The sequence below is a fragment of the Mycobacterium colombiense genome (assembly GCF_003284975.1).
Taxonomy (GTDB): domain Bacteria; phylum Actinomycetota; class Actinomycetes; order Mycobacteriales; family Mycobacteriaceae; genus Mycobacterium; species Mycobacterium europaeum_A.
Genome location: NZ_QMEU01000088.1, coordinates 1 through 19,276, shown reverse-complemented (window position 1 = coordinate 19,276; position 19,276 = coordinate 1). Strand labels below are relative to the sequence as shown.

Genomic DNA, 19,276 nt, shown 5'->3' with positions numbered 1-19,276 from the left:
CGCAGGCGCAGCGATGCGGGGGCGGGAACGCCTAGCCGCTCAGGTAGCCGCGCAGCACGTCGACCGCGGCGGTGATGTTGTCGACCGCGACCCGCTCGTCGCGCTTGTGCGCCAGGTTGGGATCGCCGGGCCCGAAGTTGACCGCCGGTATGCCCAGGGCGGCGAACCGCGCCACGTCGGTCCAGCCGTACTTGGCCCGGACGTTGCCGCCGGCCGCCTCGACCAAGGCCTTGGCGGCGGGTTGGGACAGCCCGGGCAGCGCGCCGGCCGCCGCGTCGGTCTGTTCGATGTGCACGTCCAGCCCGGCGAGCACGTCGTGCACGTGTTGCAGCGCGTCGGGCAGCGACCGGTCCGGGGCGAAACGGAAATTGACGGTCACCGCGGCCGCGTCGGGGATGACGTTGCCCGCCACACCACCGTCGATGCGCACCGCCGACAGGCCCTCGCGGTAGACGCAGCCGTCGATCTCGACGCTGCGGGCCTGGTATCTGGCCAGCCGTTCCAGCACGGCGCCCAGCTTGTGAATCGCATTGTCTCCCAACCAGGATCGCGCCGAATGGGCGCGGGTCCCGGTGGCGCTGACCACCACGCGCAGGGTGCCCTGGCAGCCGGCTTCGATGTAGCCGCCGCTGGGCTCGCCCAGGATGGCCACATCGGCGGACAGCCAATCCGGCAGCTCATGTTCGATGCGGCCCAATCCGTTTGCGGCGGCCTCGATTTCCTCGCAGTCGTACATCACCAGGGTGAGGTCGTGCACCGGGTCGGCCACGGTGGCGGCGAGATGGAGGAAGACCGCGTCGCCGGACTTCATGTCCGCCGTGCCACAGCCGTACAGGTCGCCGCCCTCCCGGCGGCTGGGCAGGTTCGCGGCCACCGGCACGGTGTCGAGGTGCCCGGCCAGCAGTACCCGCGACGGCCGCTGATGGTGGGTGCGGGCCAGCACGGCATTGCCGTTGCGGACGATCTCGAACCCGGACGTCTGGGCTCGCAGCGCGGCCTCGACCTCGTCGGCCAGCCGCGTTTCGTCCCGCGATTCGCTGGGGATGTCGACCAGCGCCGCAGTCAGCGCGATCGGGTCTCCGCGTAAGTCCAGCACGGTCTAACGATAATCCGTCGCCGCTCATGGCGAACGGCGCCGAACACCGCGTGCGCTAGACGAGCAACCGCGTGGGCATCACCTTGGGTTTGACGCCGTAGCGCGGCCCCATCCCGTAACCGCCGCGCCCCGCCGAGGCGACGGCCGGCATGCCGGACGCCCACGTCGTGTGCGCCTCTTCGGCTGGTGCGGTCCAGCCCGTGCTCGCGACGGTCTCGGCCGGGATCCGTGGTGTGGCCGCCGACCACGCGGCGGGGGTCGACAATCCGCCGACCGGGGTCGCCGCGCCCATGCTGGCCAGCACCGGTGCAGCGCCCACGCCCGCGGTGCTGACCGGGGCCGCCGCGCTCACCAGGGCGTTACCGCCGACCCCGCCCGCCAGGCTGGCCGAAGCCGCCGCGTCGAGGGTGTGGTTGTAGAGGATGTTGGACACGATGGTGTTGAACACGTTCCAGGACACCACGTCGAAACCGGCGTTGCCGACGTTGGACACGACCGGGTCGCCGAGCACGCTGTCCAGCGCGCTCCCCGCCGCGCCGGGCAATGCGGCCGGCGCCGCGGCCGGTGCGGCGAACGACTGCACGGCGTCGGGCACGTTGGAGACAACCCCGCGCAGCCCGCTCGTCTGCGCGGTCGTGGCGGCGGTCTGCACGCCCAACCCGCCCGGGCTGTTGGTGGGCGCCGGTGACGTCAACGGGCTCAGCCGGGCCGCCGCGGCGGACGACGCCGCGTAGCCGTACATCGCGGCGGCGTCCTGAGCCCACATCTCGCCGTACTGCGCCTCGGTGGCGGCGATAGCCGCGGTGTTCTGGCCGAGGACGTTGGTCGCGACCAGGGCCGCCAGCTGCGCCCGGTTGGCCGCGACCAGTGGCGGCGGCACGGTCATCGCGAACGCCGCCTCGTAGGCGGCCGCCGATGCCATGGCCTGGGCCGCGGCCTGCTGCAGCTGGCCGGCGGTGGTGTGCATCCACTGCACATACGGTTGGGCGGCGGTGGTCATCGCGACCGAGGACGGGCCCATCCACTCGTCGCCGGTGAGATTCGCGATCGCCGCCTGACTGGCCGCGGCGGTCGTGCTCAGTTCGTCGGCCAGGCTGCTGAACGCCGCCGCGGCGGCCATCATCGGCCCGGCGCCCGCGCCGGTGTACATGCGCAGGGAATTCACCTCTGGGGGCAGTGCCCCGAAATCGAAAGTCATTGCCGTACTCCTGTTCTCAGGTGTGGGGTGGGTGCTAGACGGTCGGGGTGGGCATCACGGTGGGCTTGACGCCGTAACGGGGGGCGCCCAGGCCGTAGCCCCCGCGCCCGGTGGTGGCCATCGACGGCAGGCCACCGGGAACGGTGGTCACCGACGCGGTGTGGGGCGCGGCGCTGGGCAAGCCCGCGCCGGTCAGCGCCGCCGCGGTCGGATTCCCCACGGGGACACCGGTTGCCGCCCAACTGGGTGGCACCGCTAAGGCACCGATCGAGGGCCCTTGGCCGACGCTCGCCAGCACCGGCGCCGCACCCATGCCGGTGGGGGCGGGCGCGCTCGCCGCGGTTGCCGCGCCGATGTCGCCGGTCAGGTTCGGGATACCGGATGCGCCGGGGACGGGCGCGAATTGTCCCTCGCCCAAGGTGATGAAGTCGGATGCGGCGGCGCCGACGTTTTGACCCCATTCGATCTCGGTGCCGAGGGCGGCGTCCCCTGGCGGTGGGTCGGCGGATGCGGCGGCGGGTGCAAACTGCTGTAGCGCCGCGGCGCTGGTGGTCACCTGGTTGGCGGATTCCGTCGTTCCATAGGAGTCGGCGTTGCTGTCCAGGTTGTTGACCAGCGTCTGGTGAATCGCCCTGGCCTGGGCGCTGACCTGCTGGTACCAGGCGCCGTAGGCCGAGAATTGGGCGGCCTGCAGCGCGGACACCTCGTCGGCGGCCGCGGGAGCGATGCTGGTGGTGGGCGCCGCGGCCGCGGCATCCTGGGCGGCCATCGACGAGCCGAGCCCTTCGAGGGTGCTCGCCGCGGCGAGCAGCGCCTCGGGCCGTGTGGTGACAAAGGACATGTTTTTCTCCTCCGGCAAATCAGGCGGCCGCTACGGACCGGCGACAACAAACCCCGCGACAAGGCCAGAAACGACCCGCGGACCCCCGGAAGCTACGTACCCGAAACGGCGGAATTCACGCCGCTGACCTGCTGGGACCTGCGGGGCTGACCGCCGCGAACGCCCGCGTGACACCGGCGGCTAGCAATTGCCTTGCCCCCGTGAGACTTTGCACACCAGAGGCCGTTCCCGCTGCGGTCGGCCCGCGGGGCGCGCGGATCGGGGCGCGGCCCACGAAGTAACCTGACCGCCGTGACAAGAGCAGCAGGTGCCGAAGGGATCGGCCTGGCAACGCTGGCCGCCGACGGATCGATCCTCGACACATGGTTTCCCGCACCGGAACTGACCGATTCGGGCACCAGCGCGACGTCGCGGCTGGCGCTGTCCGACATTCCCCCGGAGCTGACCGCGCTGATCGGACGCGACGACGACCGCGGCACCGAGACCGTTGCCGTACGCACGGTCATCGGCTCGCTGGACGACGTGGCCGCCGACGCCTACGACGCCTACCTGCGATTGCATCTGCTCTCGCACCGGCTGGTGGCGCCGCACGGACTGAACGCCGGCGGCTTCTTCGGGGTATTGACCAATGTGGTCTGGACTAATCGCGGGCCGTGCGCCGTCGAGGGATTCGAGGCGGTCCGGGCCCGGCTGCGCCGCCACGGGCCGGTGACGGTCTACGGCGTCGACAAGTTCCCGCGGATGGTCGACTACGTGCTGCCGGCCGGGGTGCGCATCGCCGACGCCGACCGGGTACGCCTCGGCGCCCACCTGGCGCCGGGCACCACGGTGATGCACGAGGGTTTCGTCAACTACAACGCCGGCACGCTGGGGGCGTCGATGGTCGAGGGACGCATCTCCGCGGGCGTGGTGGTGGGCGACGGTTCCGACATCGGGGGCGGGGCCTCGATCATGGGCACGCTCTCCGGCGGTGGCACCGAGGTGATTTCGATCGGCAAGCGGTGCCTGCTGGGCGCCAACGCGGGCCTGGGCATCTCATTGGGCGACGACTGCGTCGTCGAGGCGGGCCTGTATGTCACCGCGGGCACCAAAGTCGTTACGCCCGAAGGCAAAACGATGAAGGCCCTGGAGCTGTCCGGTGGCAACAACCTGTTGTTCCGCCGCAATTCGGTGAGCGGGGCGGTCGAAGTGGTGGCCCGCGGCGGCCAGGGCATCGCCCTCAACGAGGACTTGCACGCCAACTGACGCGCGGCCCTACAGGTCGACGGGGACCTTCTCGACGGTCGGCGCGCGAAGCGTGGTCCCCTTGGTTTCGGGCAGCAGGTAGACCGACACGAAACTGGCCACGACGAGGGTCGCCATCATGAGCCCGATCGCCCAGCTGCCGTAGGTGGCCAGCAGGCTGCCCGCCAGCAGCGGCGGCACGGCGGCGCCGAGGATGCCGGCCAGGTTCATCGCCACGGCCGCGCCGCTGTACCGATAGCGCGTGGCGAACAGTTCGGGAACGAAGGCGCCGGTGGGGCCGTTGGCCACCGCCGCGCAGGCGAACATGCCCAGCACCGCGACCGCGTACATGACGGGATTGCCGGTGTCCATCAGCGGGATGACCACGAACGACCACGGCAGACACGCCGCCAAGCCGCACAGCATCACCCGGCGGCGCCCGACTCGATCGGACAGCCATGCCCCGAACGACACGAACGCGATACTCGTCAGCCCGGCCAGCGCGCCGACGCCCCAGATGAAGCTGCGCGAGTAGCCCAGCTGCGAGTGGGCGTACATGACCAGGAAGGTGTTGCCCAGGTAGATCAACCCCATGCCGCCCAGGAAGCTGCCGGCGACGAGCACGATCTCACGCCGCTGCAACCGAATCAGCTCGGCCAGCGGCGCTTTGGGCACCAGGTTGCGGGCCTTCTCCTCCACGAACAGCGGGGTTTCGTCGATGTTGAGCCGCACATAGAGGGCGATGCCGATCAGCGCGCTGCTGATCAGGAACGGCACCCGCCATCCCCACTGCATGAAGGCGGGGCTGCTCTCGCCCATGGTGAGGCTGACGGCCAGGAAGGTCAGGCTGGCCAGTATTCCCGCCGTCCCACCGCCGAGCGAGGTGAACATGCCGTACCAGCCGCGCTTGCCGGCGGGCGCGTATTCGGCGCTCAGCAGGACGGACCCGGCCCATTCACCGCCGACGGCGAACCCCTGGAACAACCGCAGGACGACGAGGGTCAGGGGCGCGGCGATCCCGATCGACGCCGTGCTGGGCACCAGGCCCACGCTGACGGTCGAGGCGCCCATGATCAGCAGGGTGGCCACCAACGTCTTCTTCCGGCCCAGCCGGTCGCCGAAGTATCCGAAGACGGCCGCGCCCAGCGGGCGAGACAGGAACGCCGTCGCGAACGTCGCCATCGAGGCGATGGTGGCCACCGTCGAGCCCAGGCCCGGGAAGAACACCGTGGGAAACACCAGTGCCGCCGCGGTGCCGTAGATCAGAAAGTCGTAGAACTCGATCGCCGAGCCCACCAGACAGGCGGCCGCGATCCGGCGCATGGTGGTAGGCGCGGCGGCGGCGACCACGGACGGGGTGGGCTCACCCACGGTGGCCGCGCATTGTCCGGTTGCATCGATACACGGATACGACGGTAGGTGACGCTTCGCGACGACGCTCGGCGCTGAAGCTGGCAACTTGCTGCGTGTCTTCGCGTCCGGCGGACCGCGCGCCCAGCCGGCTGCGCGGCCGCTCAGCCTTCGGTCAACAGCCGCTTTTTGAGGACCTTGCCCATGGCGTTGCGCGGCAGCGCGTCCACGATGCGGACCTCACGTGGGCGTTTGTGCACCGAAAGCTCTTGCGCGACATAATCGATCAGTTCGTCGCCGGCGGCCGACCCGACGACGAACGCGACGATGCGCTGCCCCAGATCCGCGTCGGGCATCCCGACGACCGCCGCCTCGGCGACACCCGGATGCCCGAGCAGCACCGTCTCGATCTCGCCCGCGCCGATGCGATAGCCGCCGGACTTGATCAGGTCGACCGATTCGCGCCCGACGATGCAGTGCATCCCCTCGGCGTCGATCACCGCGACGTCGCCGGTGCGATACCAGCCGTCTGCGTCGAACGCCTCGGCGGTGGCGTCCGGCCGGTTGAGGTAGCCGTCGAACATCATCGGCCCGCGCACGTGCAGCTTGCCGACGGTCTCCCCGTCGTGCGGCACCAGCGCGCCCTCGTCGTCGACCACCCGGGTCTGCACACCGGACAGCGGCAGCCCCACCCAGCCCGGGCGCCGCTCGCCGTCGGCGCGCGTGGACAGCGTGATCAGCGATTCCGAGGCGCCGTAGCGTTCGATGGGCTGATGACCGGTGAGCCCGGCCAGCCGGTCGAACACCGGAACCGGCAGGGGCGCGCTGCCCGAGACCAATAGCCGCGCCGGACGCAGCGCCCGGGCGGCCGTCTCGTCGGCGCCCACCCGCGACCACACGGTGGGCACCCCGAAGAACAGCGTGCCGCCGTGGTCGATGCCGGCCTGCGCGTAGCCCTGCGGTGTCGGCTTTCCGGTGTGGATGAAGCGATTCCCGATCCGCAGCGACCCGAGCAGCCCCAGCACCAGTCCGTGCACGTGAAACAGCGGCAATCCGTGCACCAGGACGTCGTCGGCAGTCCACTGCCAGGCCTGCGCCAGGGCGTCGAGGTCGGCCGCGATCGCCCGCCGGCTCAGCACCACGCCCTTGGGCGGCCCGGTGGTCCCGGAGGTGTAGATGATCATCGCGGTGGCGTCGGGCGAGGGTTCGGCGTAGCGGTGCCAGGAGCGGGCGTGCAGGCGCACCGGGATGTGGGGCAGCCCCTCGGTTTCGTCCGGCGCCGGCCCCAGCCACGCCTGCACCGCCGAATCGGTGAGCATGTGCCTTCGTTCGGCAGCGCCGACGTCGGCGGGCACCGGCACGAAGGGCACCCCGGCGATCAGGCAGCCGGTGACCGCAAGCACCGTCGCGGCGGTCGGCGCGGCCAGGATGGCGACGCGGCCAGCGCCGCCGACCCGTTCGGCCACCGAGGTGGCGGCGCCGACGAGATCGCTGCGGCTGAGCACCGCGCCGTCGATGCGCACCGCGTCGGCGATATCGGTGGCGGTCAGGGCGGAGGGATCGAGGGACGCCAGCAGCACGTCAGCAGGCTACCCGGCGCAGGCAGGGTCAGCCCTTCTCGTCCCAGATCTTCGTCAGGGTCGACAGGATCTCCTCGCCGCGGCCCAGCCCGCCGAGGTGGCTTTCGCCGGGCAGCACGATCAGTTCGCAGTCGGGCAGCAACGACACCACGTGCTGACCGTGCCTGAACGGCACGATGTGGTCGCTGTCGCCGTGCCACCAGCGCACCGGAACCTTGACCTCATCGAGCCGGAATCCCCAGTCCTGCGTGAACAGGATGACGTCGTTGAACGGGGCCGCGAGCTGCTTGCGGCTGCCGTTGAGCAGGTCGTCGAGGAACATGGCGCCGAACTCCGGCCGGGTGAGCAGGCGCCGGTCGCCTTCTGGCGAGATCGCGGCGTACAGGTACAGCGCGGTGTTGGCGACCGGGCGGATCGACCGGACCAGCAGGCTCGCGCCGATCCGCAGCGGGTCACCGCCCAACTTCAACAGCGGCGCCACCCGCTTGCCCAGGTTCATCAGGCCGCTGGTGATGCCTTCGTCGCCGAGGAACGGCGCGACGCCGCCGAGCACGCCGCAGGCAACGACCCGATCGGACAGCACCGCGGCGGACGCGAGCGCATACGGGCCGCCGCCGGACAGGCCGATGACGGCCATTTTGTCGACGCCGAGCGTGTCCGCGATGGTCCGCAGGTCTTCGGCGAACGCCCGGATGTTCTTATACCGGTGCGGCGTCGACGACCCGATGCCGGGCCGGTCGAGGCCGATCAACCGGATGTTGTGTTGCTCGGCGTAAACGCGGGCCTCGACGGGGATCTGCCGGCGGGCACCCGGGGTGCCGTGCAGCCAGAACATCGCGCGCCCCTGCGGGTCGCCGAACTCGGCGAAGCCGATCTGGCGGTCTGCGCCGACGGCGACGTTTCCCTCGAGTTTGGGGCGGGCGATCTCGATGACCATGTCGAGCAGCTTGGCATGTTACGAGCGGTTTACAAAAGGCCGGTTAGGCGTCAAGCACCGGGGCGGGCGGCCGACGCCCCTTCGCCCAGGGCGTCACGACCCGCCGGTCCCCGGCGTGCCGTCGGCGGACCCGTCACGCGGGAACGCCGATGGCCATCGGCTCCATGTACTGGTGCAAGCCACCGATTCCCCCGCCCTCTCGCCCGAGCCCGCTGAGCTTGAAGCCACCGAACGGCGCGCCGCCCGGACCGCAGCCGTTGACCGCAATCTGTCCGGTACGGATGCGGCGCGCGACGCCCACGGCGCGGTCGACGTCGCCGCCCCACACCGCCCCGGAGAGCCCGTACTGCGAGTTGTTCGCGATGGCGACCGCATCGTCGTCGTCGCGGTAACGCAACACCGTCAACACCGGACCGAACACTTCCTCTTGCGCGATAGTCGAGTTCGGCTCCACATCGGACAGAATCGTCGGCTCGAAGTAGAAGCCGATGTCCAAGCCGGGCGGACGGCCACCGCCGGTTATAAGCTTCGCACCCTCGTCGAGGGCACCGGCGACGTGCGCCTCGACCCGGTCCCGCTGCGCCGCGCTGATCAGCGGACCCATCTGCACGTCGGGATCGGTGGGATCGCCCACCTTGACCTCGCGGGCCAGCGCGGCGAGCCGGTCGACGACGTCGTCGTGCAGCGAATCGGGCAGCAGCAGCCGGCTGTGCAGAATGCAGGCCTGTCCGGCGTGCAGCGAGCAGCAGTCGAACAGCAGCTGCTGCAGCACCTCGTCGGTGACCTGCGCGTCGTCGAGGACGATGCTGGCGGACTTGCCGCCGAGTTCGAGCAGGATCCGCTTCATCGTGTCCCCGGCGGCGGCCATGACCTGGCGGCCGACCACCGAGCTGCCGGTGAAGCTCACCATGTCGATCCGCGGATCGGTGGTCAGCAGCTTGGCCGCCTCGACCCCGGAGGGCGTGACGACGTTGACCACGCCCGGCGGGATGTCGGTGTGTTCGGCGATGATCCGCGCGAGCGCCAGCCCAGCCAACGGCGTCAGCGGCGAGGGCTTGAGCACGACGGTATTACCCGCTGCCAGAGCATGATTGAGCTTCATCACGTTGAGACAGTGCGGGAAGTTCCACGGCGTCAGCACCGATACGACACCCAGCGGCTCATGACGCAATAACGTCCTTCCGGCGCCCATGCCGGTGACCTCTTGGTCGGTCAGTTGGGTGGCTAGCTGGGCGGCGTGCAGTGACATGAACGCGGCGCCGTCGATCTGCATGATGCGCTCGTTGAAAACGCAGCCCCACTCCGACTGAGACAGCGCGAAGAAGTCGTCGGCATGTTTGCTCAGCGCCTCGCCCAACTGGTTGAGGCACGCGGCGCGCTGCTCGGCGCTCATGGTGCGCCAGGGTCCGCTGTCGAAGGCGCGGCGCGCGGCGGCGATCGCGTCACCGACCTGGGCGACGCTGGCGTCGGGCGCCGTGGCGATCACGTCCTCGGTGGACGGGGAGATGTCGTCATAACGGCCGTCCTGCGGGTCGACCCAGTCGCCGTCGATGTAGAGCTGATAGGTCTGAACGAGAGCGGGCGAATCGGCCATGTGCTTCCTCCGGTCATCTGATCACTTGGTGTACTCGCCCCAGCGGGCGCCGTCAATCACCGAATTCCCGAGCTCTTTACGCACTTTGATGTTGTATTGACACCACGCGACGGCGCAGAGTACACACAACTCGCGAGACAGATCGTTGCAATCTGTCGGATCCAGGTGTCCTGGGAGAGGGGCTTGCTACGTGACCGACTCAGAAACCGTTAGCGCCAAGGTGCGGGCCCTCGTCGGGCAGCCGACCGGCGGCACCGGAAAACCCTCGCTGGCACCGGACCCGGTGAACCAGCCGATGATCCGGCACTGGGCGTACGCGATGGCCGACATGAACCCGGTATACCTCGACCCGGAGTTCGCGACCTCGTCACGGTTCGGCGGCATCGTGTCGCCGCCGGTTATGCTACAAACTTGGACGATGCCCTCGCCGATCCTGGAGGGAATCGGCGAACGGGGCGGGGCCCCGATCGAGATCAAAAGCAACCCAACGGCATTCCTCGACGAGGCAGGTTACACCAGCACGGTGGCGACCAATTCGGAGTTCGAGATCGAGCGCTACCCGCGGCTCGGCGACGAGATCAGTGCGACGACGGTCTACGAGTCGGTCTCCGACGAGAAGAAGACGGCGCTGGGGACCGGATTCTTCCTGACCTGGCTGACCACCTACACCGATCAGCACGGTGAGGTGCTGGGGCGGCAGCGATTCCGGGTGCTGCGATTCAGGCCGGCGAGCTGATGGCGGCCCGTCTGGCGCCGGCGATCACGCCGGACACCGAATTCTTCTGGAACGGGTTGCGGGACAACAAGCTCCTGATCCAGCGCTGCGGCGGTTGTGGGCAGCTGCGTCACCCGCCGCGGCCGATGTGCCCGCACTGCCGCTCGCTCGAATGGGAGGCGATCGAGTCGTCGGGGCGCGGCAGCGTCTACAGCTACGTGATGCCGCACGAACCCAAGTTCCCGTTCTTCGACTATCCCTACGTTGTTGCGTTGGTGGAACTCGAGGAAGGGGTACGGCTGGTATCCAACCTGACCGGCATCGATCCGTCCGAGGTGACACCCGGACTGCCCGTCGAAATCTACTACCAGACATTCGATGACGGCCTGGTGCTGCATCAATTCCGGCCGCGAGGCTAAGCGCGGTCATGGTTTTCGACCTCTTCGGTCCGGCTTCGGCGCAGCTGGCCCACCTCGGCGCAACCTATTCGGAGGGACCCGCATGACGACCACCGCAAACCGCACTCTGCATTGGCGAGACATCTCAATCGGTGACGAGGTCACGCCGCTCGAAATCCCGATCACCACAACGATGATCGTCGCCGGGGCGATCGCCACCCGGGACTTCATGCCGGTGCATCACGACCGCGACTACGCGAAGAAACAAGGCTCACCCAATCTGTTCATGAACATCCTGACCACCAACGGCTACTGCGTGCGCTTCCTCACCGACTGGGCCGGCCCCGAAGCGATGGTGAAGAACCTGTCGATTCGCCTGGGGGTGCCGTGCTTTCCGGACGATCCGCTGCGGTTCACCGGCAGCGTCACCGGCAAGACTCAAGGCCCTAAAGGGCCGCCGCCGGCCGAGAACTTCGTCGAGGTGACGTTCAAGGGTTCCAACAGCCTGGGCGATCACGTGTCCGGCACCGCAGTGCTCAGCCTGCTCGACTGGGTGGCCGCATGAGCCGGACGGGTCCGGGCAGCCTTCCCGGAAGCTGCGCCATCGTCGGGATCGGACAGACGGAGTTCTCCAAGGAATCCGGGCGCAGCGAGCTGCAGTTGGCGTGCGAGGCGGTCAGCGCCGCCCTCGACGACGCCGGCCTGGACCCCGGCGACGTCGACGGCATGGTCACGTTCACCATGGATTCCAGCGACGAGATCGACATCGCCCGCAACGTGGGCATCGGCGACCTGAGCTTCTTTTCCCGCGTGCACCACGGCGGCGGCGCGGCCGCCGGCACCGTCGTGCACGCGGCGATGGCGGTCGCCACCGGTGTCGCCGACGTGGTGGTGTGCTGGCGCGCCTTCAACGAACGCTCCGGCTTCCGGTTCGGCGGCAGCGGACGTAGCATGGCCGAAACCCCGTTGTTCATGGCGCATTACGCGCCGTTCGGGCTACTCACCCCCGCGGCCTGGGTCGCGATGCACGCCCAGCGCTACATGTCGACGTACGGCGTCACCAACTCCGACTTCGGCAGGGTCGCGGTCGTCGACCGCAAGCACGCGGCGACCAACCCCGACGCCTGGTTCTATCAGCGCCCGATCACCCTGGAAGACCACCAGAATTCGCGCTGGATCGTCGAACCCGTACTGCGCCTGCTAGATTGCTGCCAGGAGAGTGACGGCGGTGTGGCGCTGGTGATCACCAGCGCCGAACGCGCCCGCGACCTGCGCCAGCCGCCGGCGATCATCACCGCGGCGGCCCAGGGCGCGGCCCACAACGGCGAGATGATGACCAGCTACTACCGCGACGAGATCACCGGCCTGCCGGAGATGGGTGTGGTGGCCCGCCAGCTGTGGCGCGACTCCGGCCTCAAGCCCCAAGACATCCAGACCGCCTTCATCTACGACCATTTCACGCCGTTCGTGTTCGCCCAGCTCGAGGAGCTCGGGTTCTGCGGGCGCGGCGAGGCCAAGGATTTCGCCACGGTCGAGCGGCTGTCGCTGGGCGGAGAATTCCCGATCAACACCAACGGCGGCCTGCTCGGCGAGGCTTACATCCACGGCATGAACGGCATCACCGAGGGGGTGCGCCAGGTGCGCGGCACGGCGTACAACCAGGTCGAGGGCGTCGAACACGTGCTGGTCACGTCCGGAACCGGGGTGCCGACCAGCGGCCTGATCCTCGCACCGGCCGGGTGAGGCGATTCGCCATGCCCAGGCTCACGCTCCTGACCGCCCACGCCGCGTTCGGCCCGGGCTATGCCGGGCCGATGCCCCGAAGTGCTGCTTCGCGATGACCCAGGCGCCTCACACCGCCGACACTCGCGAGCTCATCGTGGAGTCGGCGTTCGCGTGCTTCGGCAAGCAGGGATTGCAGAAGGCGACCATCGTCGACATCGCCAAGCACGCCGGCGTATCTCGCAGCACGATCTACGAATACTTCTCCGACAAGGCCTCGATCGTCGAGGCGTGCGCCGAGCACGCGTCGCAGCGGTTCTACCGCGAGATGACCAAGGCGATGGACCGCGGCGGCACGCTGGAGGACAAGCTGTGTTCGGCAGCCGTTTTCGTCACCCAGGCACGGCGGGTCATCGCTTCGGAAAAGTACTTCGACGAGGACGCCATCAGCCTGTTGCTGACCAAGGACGCCGCGGTGCTGCTGCGCGAATGCGTCGAGTTCTTCGCCCCCTACCTGTCGGCCGCCCGCCTCACCGGCGAGGTGCGCAAGGACCTCGACATCGAGGCCGCCGGTGAATGGTTCGCGCGCATCCTGTTCTCCCTGTTCAGCACGCCGTCCTCGACGCTGGACATGGATAATCCCGACGTGGCAGCCGAATTCGTTCGCGCCCATGTGGTGCGCGGGTTCGCCAGCGACCGCTCGCGCCGGCGTTGAGCGGCGTCTACGGCCTCGTAGTGTGCGTCCAGGGTCTTGAGGGTGAATCCTTGGCGGTGATCATCGGCGTGTCGCCGCCCGGTGTTAACACTCGATGCCAACGATTCACACGCGATGGCCTCGCCGCGCCAGAGCTCGCAGGAAAAAGGCCAAATTTGCGGGCCGCTCGGCGAGTCGGCGCATGAAGTAGCCGTACCACTGGGTACCGAACGGGACGTACACCCGGACCTGCTGGCCGCGCGATGCAAGGCGCCGTTGCTCGTCGTCGCGAATGCCATAGAGCATCTGGTATTCGAATTCACCGCTGCGACGCCCTGTTTCACGCACGATGCCGGGCACCGCGCCGATGATCTGCAGGTCGTGCGTAGCCACCATCGGGTAGCCGGCGCCGGCCATCAATTCCGAAAGGCACGCCAGATAGGAGTCGGTGACCTCGGCGGGTTTCCGGTAGGCCACCGCGGCGGGTTCGTCGTAGGCGCCCTTGCACAGCCTGACCCGGGCACCGGCGGCCGCGAATTCCCGGCAGTCGCCCAGGGTGCGCCGCAGGTACGCCTGCAAAACCACGCCCAGCCAGGGAAATTCGGCCCGCAGGTCGCGCACGATGGACAGCGTCGACTCGGTGGTGGTGTGGTTCTCGGCGTCCACCGTCACCCAGACGCCCGCGCGCCGGGCGGCGTCGCAGATCGACCACGCGTTCTCGCGGGCGATCTTTTCGCCATCGCGCTCGAGCGACTGCCCGAGCGCCGACAGCTTGACCGAGACTTCCAGCGGACGCACCGCCTTGCCGGCCGTGTCGAGCCCACCCAACCGGTCGATCAGATCCAGGTAGGTCCGCACGGCGGCGTCGGCGCCGTCCGCGTCGGTGACGTCCTCGCCCAGATAGTCGACGCTGACGAGGCGACCCGAACCGCGCAGCGCGGCAACGCCGTTCAGCGCGGAGTCGATCGTCTCCCCGGGGACGAAGCGTCGCACCACGCGGCGGGTGACCGGTAAGCGCTCGGCGGCGCGGCGCAACCCGTCGCGGCGGCCGGCGGCCATGATCGCCGGGCGCAGCGTGGCGGCGAACAGCCCGGCCATCAGTCGGCGCCCATGTGCGGATAGGTGTGGTCGGTCGCCGGGATGAACGTCTCCTTGATGGTGCGTGCCGACGTCCAGCGCAACATGTTCAGCATCGATCCCGCCTTGTCGTTGGTGCCCGAACCGCGGGATCCCCCGAACGGCTGGCGCCCGACGACCGCGCCGGTCGGCTTGTCGTTGACGTAGAAATTCCCGGCGGCGAACCGAAGCCGGTGCTGGGCGGTCAGCACGGCCGCGCGGTCGTCGGCGATGACCGCGCCGGTCAGCGCGTACCGCGACCCGGTGTCGACGACGTCGAGGATCCGCTCGTAGTCGGCGTCGGGGTACACGTGCACCGACAGCAGCGGGCCGAAGTACTCCGTCGCGAACGACTCGTCGGTTGGGTCGTCGGACAGCAGCACCGTGGGGCGCACGAAATAGCCCTCGCGGTCGTCGTATTCGCCGCCGACGGCGATGGTGACGTGCGGCGCGCCCTTGGCCCGCTCGATGGCGTCGACGTTCTTGATGTAGGCGCGCCGGTCGATCAGCGCTCCCCCGTAGTTGGTCAGGTCGGTGACATCGCCGTAGCGCAGCGCGGCGGTCTTGCCCAGGAAGTCGTCACCCATGCGGCGCCACGCCGACCGCGCGATGAACGCCCGCGACGCCGCCGAGCATTTCTGGCCCTGGTAGTCGAACGCGCCGCGAATCAACGCCGTGCACAACACATCCGGGCGCGCCGAGGCGTGGGCGACGACGAAGTCCTTGCCACCGGTCTCGCCGACCAGCCGCGGATAGCTCTGGTAGCGACCGATATTGGCGCCCACCCGCTGCCACAGCTGCTGGAAGGTGGCCGTCGACCCGGTGAAGTGGATGCCGGCCAGCCGCGGATCGGCCAGCGCCACATCGGAGACGGCCAGCCCGTCGCCGGTCAGCAGGTTGATCACCCCGGGCGGTAACCCCGCCGCCTCGAGCAGTTGCATGGTGAGGTAGGCCGACAATGTCTGAGCGATCGAGGGCTTCCACACCACGGTGTTGCCCATCAGCGCCGGCGCGGTCGGCAGGTTGCCCGCGATCGAGGTGAAGTTGAACGGCGTGATCGCATACACGAAGCCATCCAGCGGGCGGTAATCGCTGCGATTCCACTCGCCCGGCCCGCTGATCGGCTGCTGGGCCAGGATCTGTTGGGCGAACGACACATTGAAGCGCCAGAAATCGATCTGCTCGCACGGCGAATCGATCTCGGCCTGATAGACCGACTTGGATTGGCCGAGCATCGTGGCGGCGGCGATCTTCTCCCGCCAGGGCCCGGCCAGCAGGTCGGCGGCGCGCAGGAACACCGCCGCGCGCTCATCGAACGGCATTGCCGCCCAAGTGCTTTTCGCGGCCATCGCGGCCTCGATTGCCGCCGTCGCGTCGGCGTGCGCCGCGTTGGTCAGGGTGCCCAGCTGCGCGGCGTGCCGGTGCGGCTGCACCACATCGATGCGTTCACCGTCGCCCATCCGGTGGGCAGCGCCGATGACATGCGGGAGATCGATCGGGTGGTCGGCCAGCAGCGCCAGTTGGGCGACAAGGCGGTCGCGTTCCGGGGAGTGCGGCGCATAGTCGTGGACCGGCTCGTTGGCCGGCATCGGGACCTGAGTTATCGCGTCCATGCTGCCAGGGTCCTCGCGTACACGCCGCAAAGATTTAGCCGATCGGATAATACAGTCCGCTATCGCTAGTAGAATCGGACAACATGGCCGGTGTGGGGCTGGGACAGCTGCTCCTCGCGCTGGACGCGACCCTGGTGAGCCTGGTCGACGCTCCCCGGGGCCTGGACCTGCCGGTGGCCTCGGCGGCGCTGATCGACAGCGACGACGTGCGGCTGGGGCTGGCAGCCGCGGCGGGTTCGGCCGACGTCTTCTTCCTGTTGGGTGTCGCCGACGACGAGGCGCTGCGCTGGATGGACAAGCAGGCGCGCGACCGCGTGCCCGCGGCCATCTTCGCCAAAGGACCGCCGGATGCCCTGGTGGCCAAGGCCGTCGCCGCCGGTTCGGCCGTGGTGGCGGTCGACCCGCGGGCCCGCTGGGAGCGGCTCTATCAGCTGGTCAACCATGTGCTCGAACATCACGGGGACCGCGCCGGCGCCATGGACGACTCGGGCACCGATCTGTTCGGGCTGGCGCAGTCGCTCGCCGACCGCATCCACGGCATGGTCAGCATCGAAAACGCTCAGTCGCACGTCTTGGCCTATTCGGCGTCCAACGACGAGGCCGACGAGCTGCGCCGCCTGTCCATCCTGGGCAGGGCCGGTCCGCCCGAGCATCTCGAGTGGATCGGCCAATGGGGCATCTTCGATGCGTTGCGGTCCGGCGGCGAGGTGGTCCGCGTCGCCGAGCGCCCCGAGTTGGGGCTGCGTCCCCGACTGGCCGTCGGGATCCACCAGCCCGCGCCCGATGCGCGGCAACCGCCGGTGTTCGCCGGAACCATCTGGGTGCAGCAAGGGTCGCAACCCCTGGCCGACGACGCCGAAGAGATGTTGCGCGGCGCCGCCGTGCTGGCCGCCCGCATCATGTCGCGGCTGGCGGCCCGGCCCTCCACCCACGCGCGGCGGGTGCAGCAACTGCTTGGCGTGGCCGACGCGGAAACCCTTGGCCACGTTGACGTGGCCGCGATCGCCCGCGAACTGGGCCTCGCCGCCGACGGCGACGCGGCCCTGATCGGCTGGGACGCGGCGGACGGTTCACCCCGTCACGCGCGGATCGCCGACGTCATTGCGCTGAGCGCCAGCGCTTTTCGACGCGACGCTCAGGTCGGCTCGAACGGCGCGCGCACATATGTGCTCCTGCCCCAGCCGCAGAACCGCTCGGTCGCCTCGTGGGTCCGTGGCACCATCGCAGCCATGCGCACCGAACTCGGGGTGCAACTGCGGGCGGCCATCGCCGCACCGGTCGCCGGCCTTGCCGGGGTGCGCGCGGCCCGCATCGAGGTGGACCGCGTGCTGGACAGCGCTGAGCGGCACCCGATTTCGTTCGGTCAGGTGACGTCGCTCGCCGAGGCCCGCACCACCGTCTTGCTCGACGAGATCGTCACGCTGATCGGCGGCGACGAGCGCCTGATCGATCCGCGGATCGTGGCGCTGCGCGACGACGAGCCGGTGCTGGCCGAGACGTTGCGGACCTACCTGGACGCCTTCGGCGACATCGCCGCGGCCGCGCAAGCGTTGCGGGTGCATCCGAACACGGTTCGCTACCGGGTGCGCCGGATCGAGAAATCGTTGTCGACGTCGCTGGCCGATCCCGAGGTGCGGCTGCTGTTTTCGCTGGGGCTGCGCGTCCTGAACGCGCGTTGAGCGGTCATCACCGGGGAGCTCTCGCGCGATTAGCTCGCTTTTGGACGACGCGGATGCAACAATGCCACCCGTAAGGTGATGACGATGTAGGAAGCCGGTGTGAATCCGGCGCGGTCCCGCCACTGTCATCGGGGAGCGACCCTCAACGGCCACGGCTGAGAAGTCGGAAGGCGAGGCGAGCAGCGATCCGAGAGCCAGGACACTTGCGTCATTGCGTCCTGCGACCCGGGGCGGTGCACCCCGAGAGAGCTGCCAACCTCCATGTCTGTTCCGGCATGGGTGGCCGTTACCGCTGCCACCACTTCGACGCCTAGCCGCGCCCGTTCTGTTGCCCCGGGAGCCGAGCCCCCCGGCTCGATCCACTTCGCCGCCCCGCCAAGAGGTTTCGGCACGGCCGAGGGCCACGATCGATGACCGCCCCGATCTGGATGGCCTCCCCTCCGGAAGTGCATTCGGCGCTGCTGTGCAGCGGACCGGGACCCGGCTCGCTGCTGGCCGCCGCGGCGGCCTGGACGTCGCTGAGCCAGGCATATGCGGAGTCGGCGGACGAGCTGGCCGCGCTGGTGGGCGCAGCGCATGCCGGCAGCTGGGACGGCCCGAGCGCCGCGGCATACGTGGCCGCGCACGCGCCGTATCTGGGGTGGTTGGTGCAGTCCAGCGCGGACAGTGCGGCCGTGGCCGCCCAACACGACATTGCGGCCGCCGCCTACACCGCGGCGCTGGCAGCTATGCCGACGCTGCCCGAGTTGGCCGCCAACCACGCCACCCACGCGGTCTTGACGGCGACCAATTTCTTTGGCATCAACACCATCCCGATCGCGGTGAACGAATCCGACTACGCGCGGATGTGGGTCCAGGCCGCCACCGTGATGAGCACCTACCAGGGTGTCGCGACGGCCGCGGTGGCCGCCACGCCGCAAGCCGAAGCGGCGCCACAGGTCATGCGAGCCACCGCGCTGGCCGCCACCGCGGAACAGTCGCCCTATCCCCCGGACACGCAGAACCAGTGGCTGGACTGGTTGCAGCAGAGCGGGTTTGTCGACTTCTACAACACCTACATCCAGCCGTTGATCGACCAGCTGATGAACAACCCGTTCCTGCAGTCCCTGTTTTCCGGGTTCGACCCGTGGCTGCCGTCGCTCGGCAATCCGCTGAGCTTCCTGAACCCGTTCAACATCGCGTTCGCGCTCGGCTACCCGATGGATTTCGGTTCGTACTTCGGCTATCTGGCGCAGATGTTCAGCTTCGTCGCCGCCGACCTTGCGGCGGCGTTCGCCTCGGGTAACCCCGCCACGATCGCGTGGGCCCTGCTGTTCACCACCATCGAGGTGATCGGCACGGTCATCACCGACACCATCGCATTGATCAAGACGCTGCTCGAGCAGATGATCGTGCTGATCCCGCTCATCGCGCCGCTGCTGACCGTCGCGGTGGTTCCGTTGGTCGTCCCCACCTTGGTGGGGGGCTTGGCGGGCCTGACGGGTTTGGCCGGGCTGCACGCCATCCCGGTCGTGCCGAT

Annotated in this window: 17 protein-coding genes and 1 riboswitch; of the genes, 8 read left to right on the top strand and 9 right to left on the bottom strand. The window is 69.2% G+C overall.

The features are described 5' to 3' along the window. Positions 1–31 precede the first annotated feature (31 nt). The 3 genes from dapE to DQP58_RS27425 are packed head-to-tail and all read right to left on the bottom strand — an operon-like array spanning position 32 to position 3,135. Positions 32–1,096, bottom strand: a complete 1,065-nt coding sequence (gene dapE, locus DQP58_RS20755; RefSeq protein ID WP_112710090.1) for a succinyl-diaminopimelate desuccinylase — start codon at positions 1,094–1,096, stop codon at positions 32–34. Between the two features lie 55 nt (positions 1,097–1,151). Further along, on the bottom strand, positions 1,152–2,294 hold the full coding sequence (locus DQP58_RS20750; protein ID WP_112710089.1) for a PPE family protein: 1,143 nt from the start codon (positions 2,292–2,294) through the stop codon (positions 1,152–1,154). Positions 2,295–2,328: 34 nt separating this feature from the next. Further along, entirely contained in the window at positions 2,329–3,135 is an 807-nt protein-coding gene (locus tag DQP58_RS27425; protein WP_112710092.1) for a PPE family protein, SVP subgroup, read from the bottom strand. 291 nt (positions 3,136–3,426) lie between these two features. Between DQP58_RS27425 and dapD the strand changes: the two genes are divergently transcribed. Beyond that, positions 3,427–4,380 (top strand): 2,3,4,5-tetrahydropyridine-2,6-dicarboxylate N-succinyltransferase, encoded by a 954-nt coding sequence (dapD, locus tag DQP58_RS20740; protein ID WP_112710088.1) that lies wholly within the window; start codon positions 3,427–3,429, stop codon positions 4,378–4,380. Between the two features lie 9 nt (positions 4,381–4,389). Here the strand turns inward: dapD and DQP58_RS20735 are convergent, their stop codons facing one another. The 4 genes from DQP58_RS20735 to DQP58_RS20720 form a co-directional block, all read right to left on the bottom strand. Continuing rightward, positions 4,390–5,682: an MFS transporter gene (locus tag DQP58_RS20735; protein WP_112710091.1), complete on the bottom strand. Its 1,293-nt coding sequence runs from the start codon at positions 5,680–5,682 to the stop codon at positions 4,390–4,392. A 191-nt stretch (positions 5,683–5,873) separates the two neighbouring features. Continuing rightward, positions 5,874–7,289 (bottom strand): acyl-CoA synthetase, encoded by a 1,416-nt coding sequence (locus DQP58_RS20730; protein ID WP_112710087.1) that lies wholly within the window; start codon positions 7,287–7,289, stop codon positions 5,874–5,876. A gap of 28 nt (positions 7,290–7,317) precedes the next feature. Then, complete coding sequence (locus DQP58_RS20725) at positions 7,318–8,226, bottom strand: alpha/beta fold hydrolase (protein ID WP_112710086.1); 909 nt, start codon at positions 8,224–8,226, stop codon at positions 7,318–7,320. Between the two features lie 133 nt (positions 8,227–8,359). After that, a complete protein-coding gene (locus DQP58_RS20720) occupies positions 8,360–9,820 on the bottom strand; it encodes an aldehyde dehydrogenase family protein (protein WP_112710085.1) in 1,461 nt (486 codons plus the stop codon). A 190-nt stretch (positions 9,821–10,010) separates the two neighbouring features. Here DQP58_RS20720 and DQP58_RS20715 point away from each other — a divergent pair, with 190 nt between their 5' ends. The 5 genes from DQP58_RS20715 (at position 10,011) to DQP58_RS20695 (ending at position 13,370) form a co-directional block, all read left to right on the top strand. Continuing rightward, positions 10,011–10,556, top strand: coding sequence for an FAS1-like dehydratase domain-containing protein (locus tag DQP58_RS20715; RefSeq protein WP_112710084.1), 546 nt, complete (start codon positions 10,011–10,013; stop codon positions 10,554–10,556). Beyond that, positions 10,556–10,954 carry a Zn-ribbon domain-containing OB-fold protein gene (locus DQP58_RS20710; protein WP_112710083.1) on the top strand — a complete coding sequence of 133 codons (399 nt, stop codon included), beginning with the start codon at positions 10,556–10,558 and terminating at the stop codon, positions 10,952–10,954. The genes DQP58_RS20715 and DQP58_RS20710 overlap by 1 nt, the downstream gene beginning before the upstream one ends. Before the next feature lie 82 nt (positions 10,955–11,036). After that, entirely contained in the window at positions 11,037–11,498 is a 462-nt protein-coding gene (locus DQP58_RS20705; protein WP_112710082.1) for a MaoC family dehydratase, read from the top strand. Next, entirely contained in the window at positions 11,495–12,676 is a 1,182-nt protein-coding gene (locus tag DQP58_RS20700; protein WP_112710081.1) for a lipid-transfer protein, read from the top strand. The genes DQP58_RS20705 and DQP58_RS20700 overlap by 4 nt, the downstream gene beginning before the upstream one ends. Before the next feature lie 94 nt (positions 12,677–12,770). Further along, positions 12,771–13,370 (top strand): TetR/AcrR family transcriptional regulator, encoded by a 600-nt coding sequence (locus DQP58_RS20695; RefSeq protein WP_112710080.1) that lies wholly within the window; start codon positions 12,771–12,773, stop codon positions 13,368–13,370. Between the two features lie 105 nt (positions 13,371–13,475). Here DQP58_RS20695 and DQP58_RS20690 read toward each other — a convergent pair whose 3' ends face one another. Together DQP58_RS20690 and pruA are read right to left on the bottom strand one after the other, a co-directional pair. Continuing rightward, positions 13,476–14,447 carry a proline dehydrogenase family protein gene (locus DQP58_RS20690; RefSeq protein WP_112710079.1) on the bottom strand — a complete coding sequence of 324 codons (972 nt, stop codon included), beginning with the start codon at positions 14,445–14,447 and terminating at the stop codon, positions 13,476–13,478. Beyond that, the gene (gene pruA / locus DQP58_RS20685; RefSeq protein WP_112710078.1) at positions 14,447–16,078 is read right to left on the bottom strand and encodes an L-glutamate gamma-semialdehyde dehydrogenase; all 1,632 of its coding nucleotides are present in this window, start codon (positions 16,076–16,078) and stop codon (positions 14,447–14,449) included. Before pruA ends, DQP58_RS20690 begins: the two co-directional genes overlap by 1 nt. Positions 16,079–16,161: 83 nt before the next feature. On the opposite strand from pruA, the gene DQP58_RS20680 reads away from it, so the two are divergent. After that, a complete protein-coding gene (locus tag DQP58_RS20680) occupies positions 16,162–17,757 on the top strand; it encodes a PucR family transcriptional regulator (protein WP_112710077.1) in 1,596 nt (531 codons plus the stop codon). 44 nt (positions 17,758–17,801) lie between these two features. Then, a riboswitch (cobalamin riboswitch) is annotated at positions 17,802–17,982 on the top strand. Between the two features lie 185 nt (positions 17,983–18,167). Continuing rightward, the coding region (locus DQP58_RS20675) for a PPE family protein (protein ID WP_133259410.1) at positions 18,168–19,276 on the top strand (1,109 nt) is incomplete at its 3' end.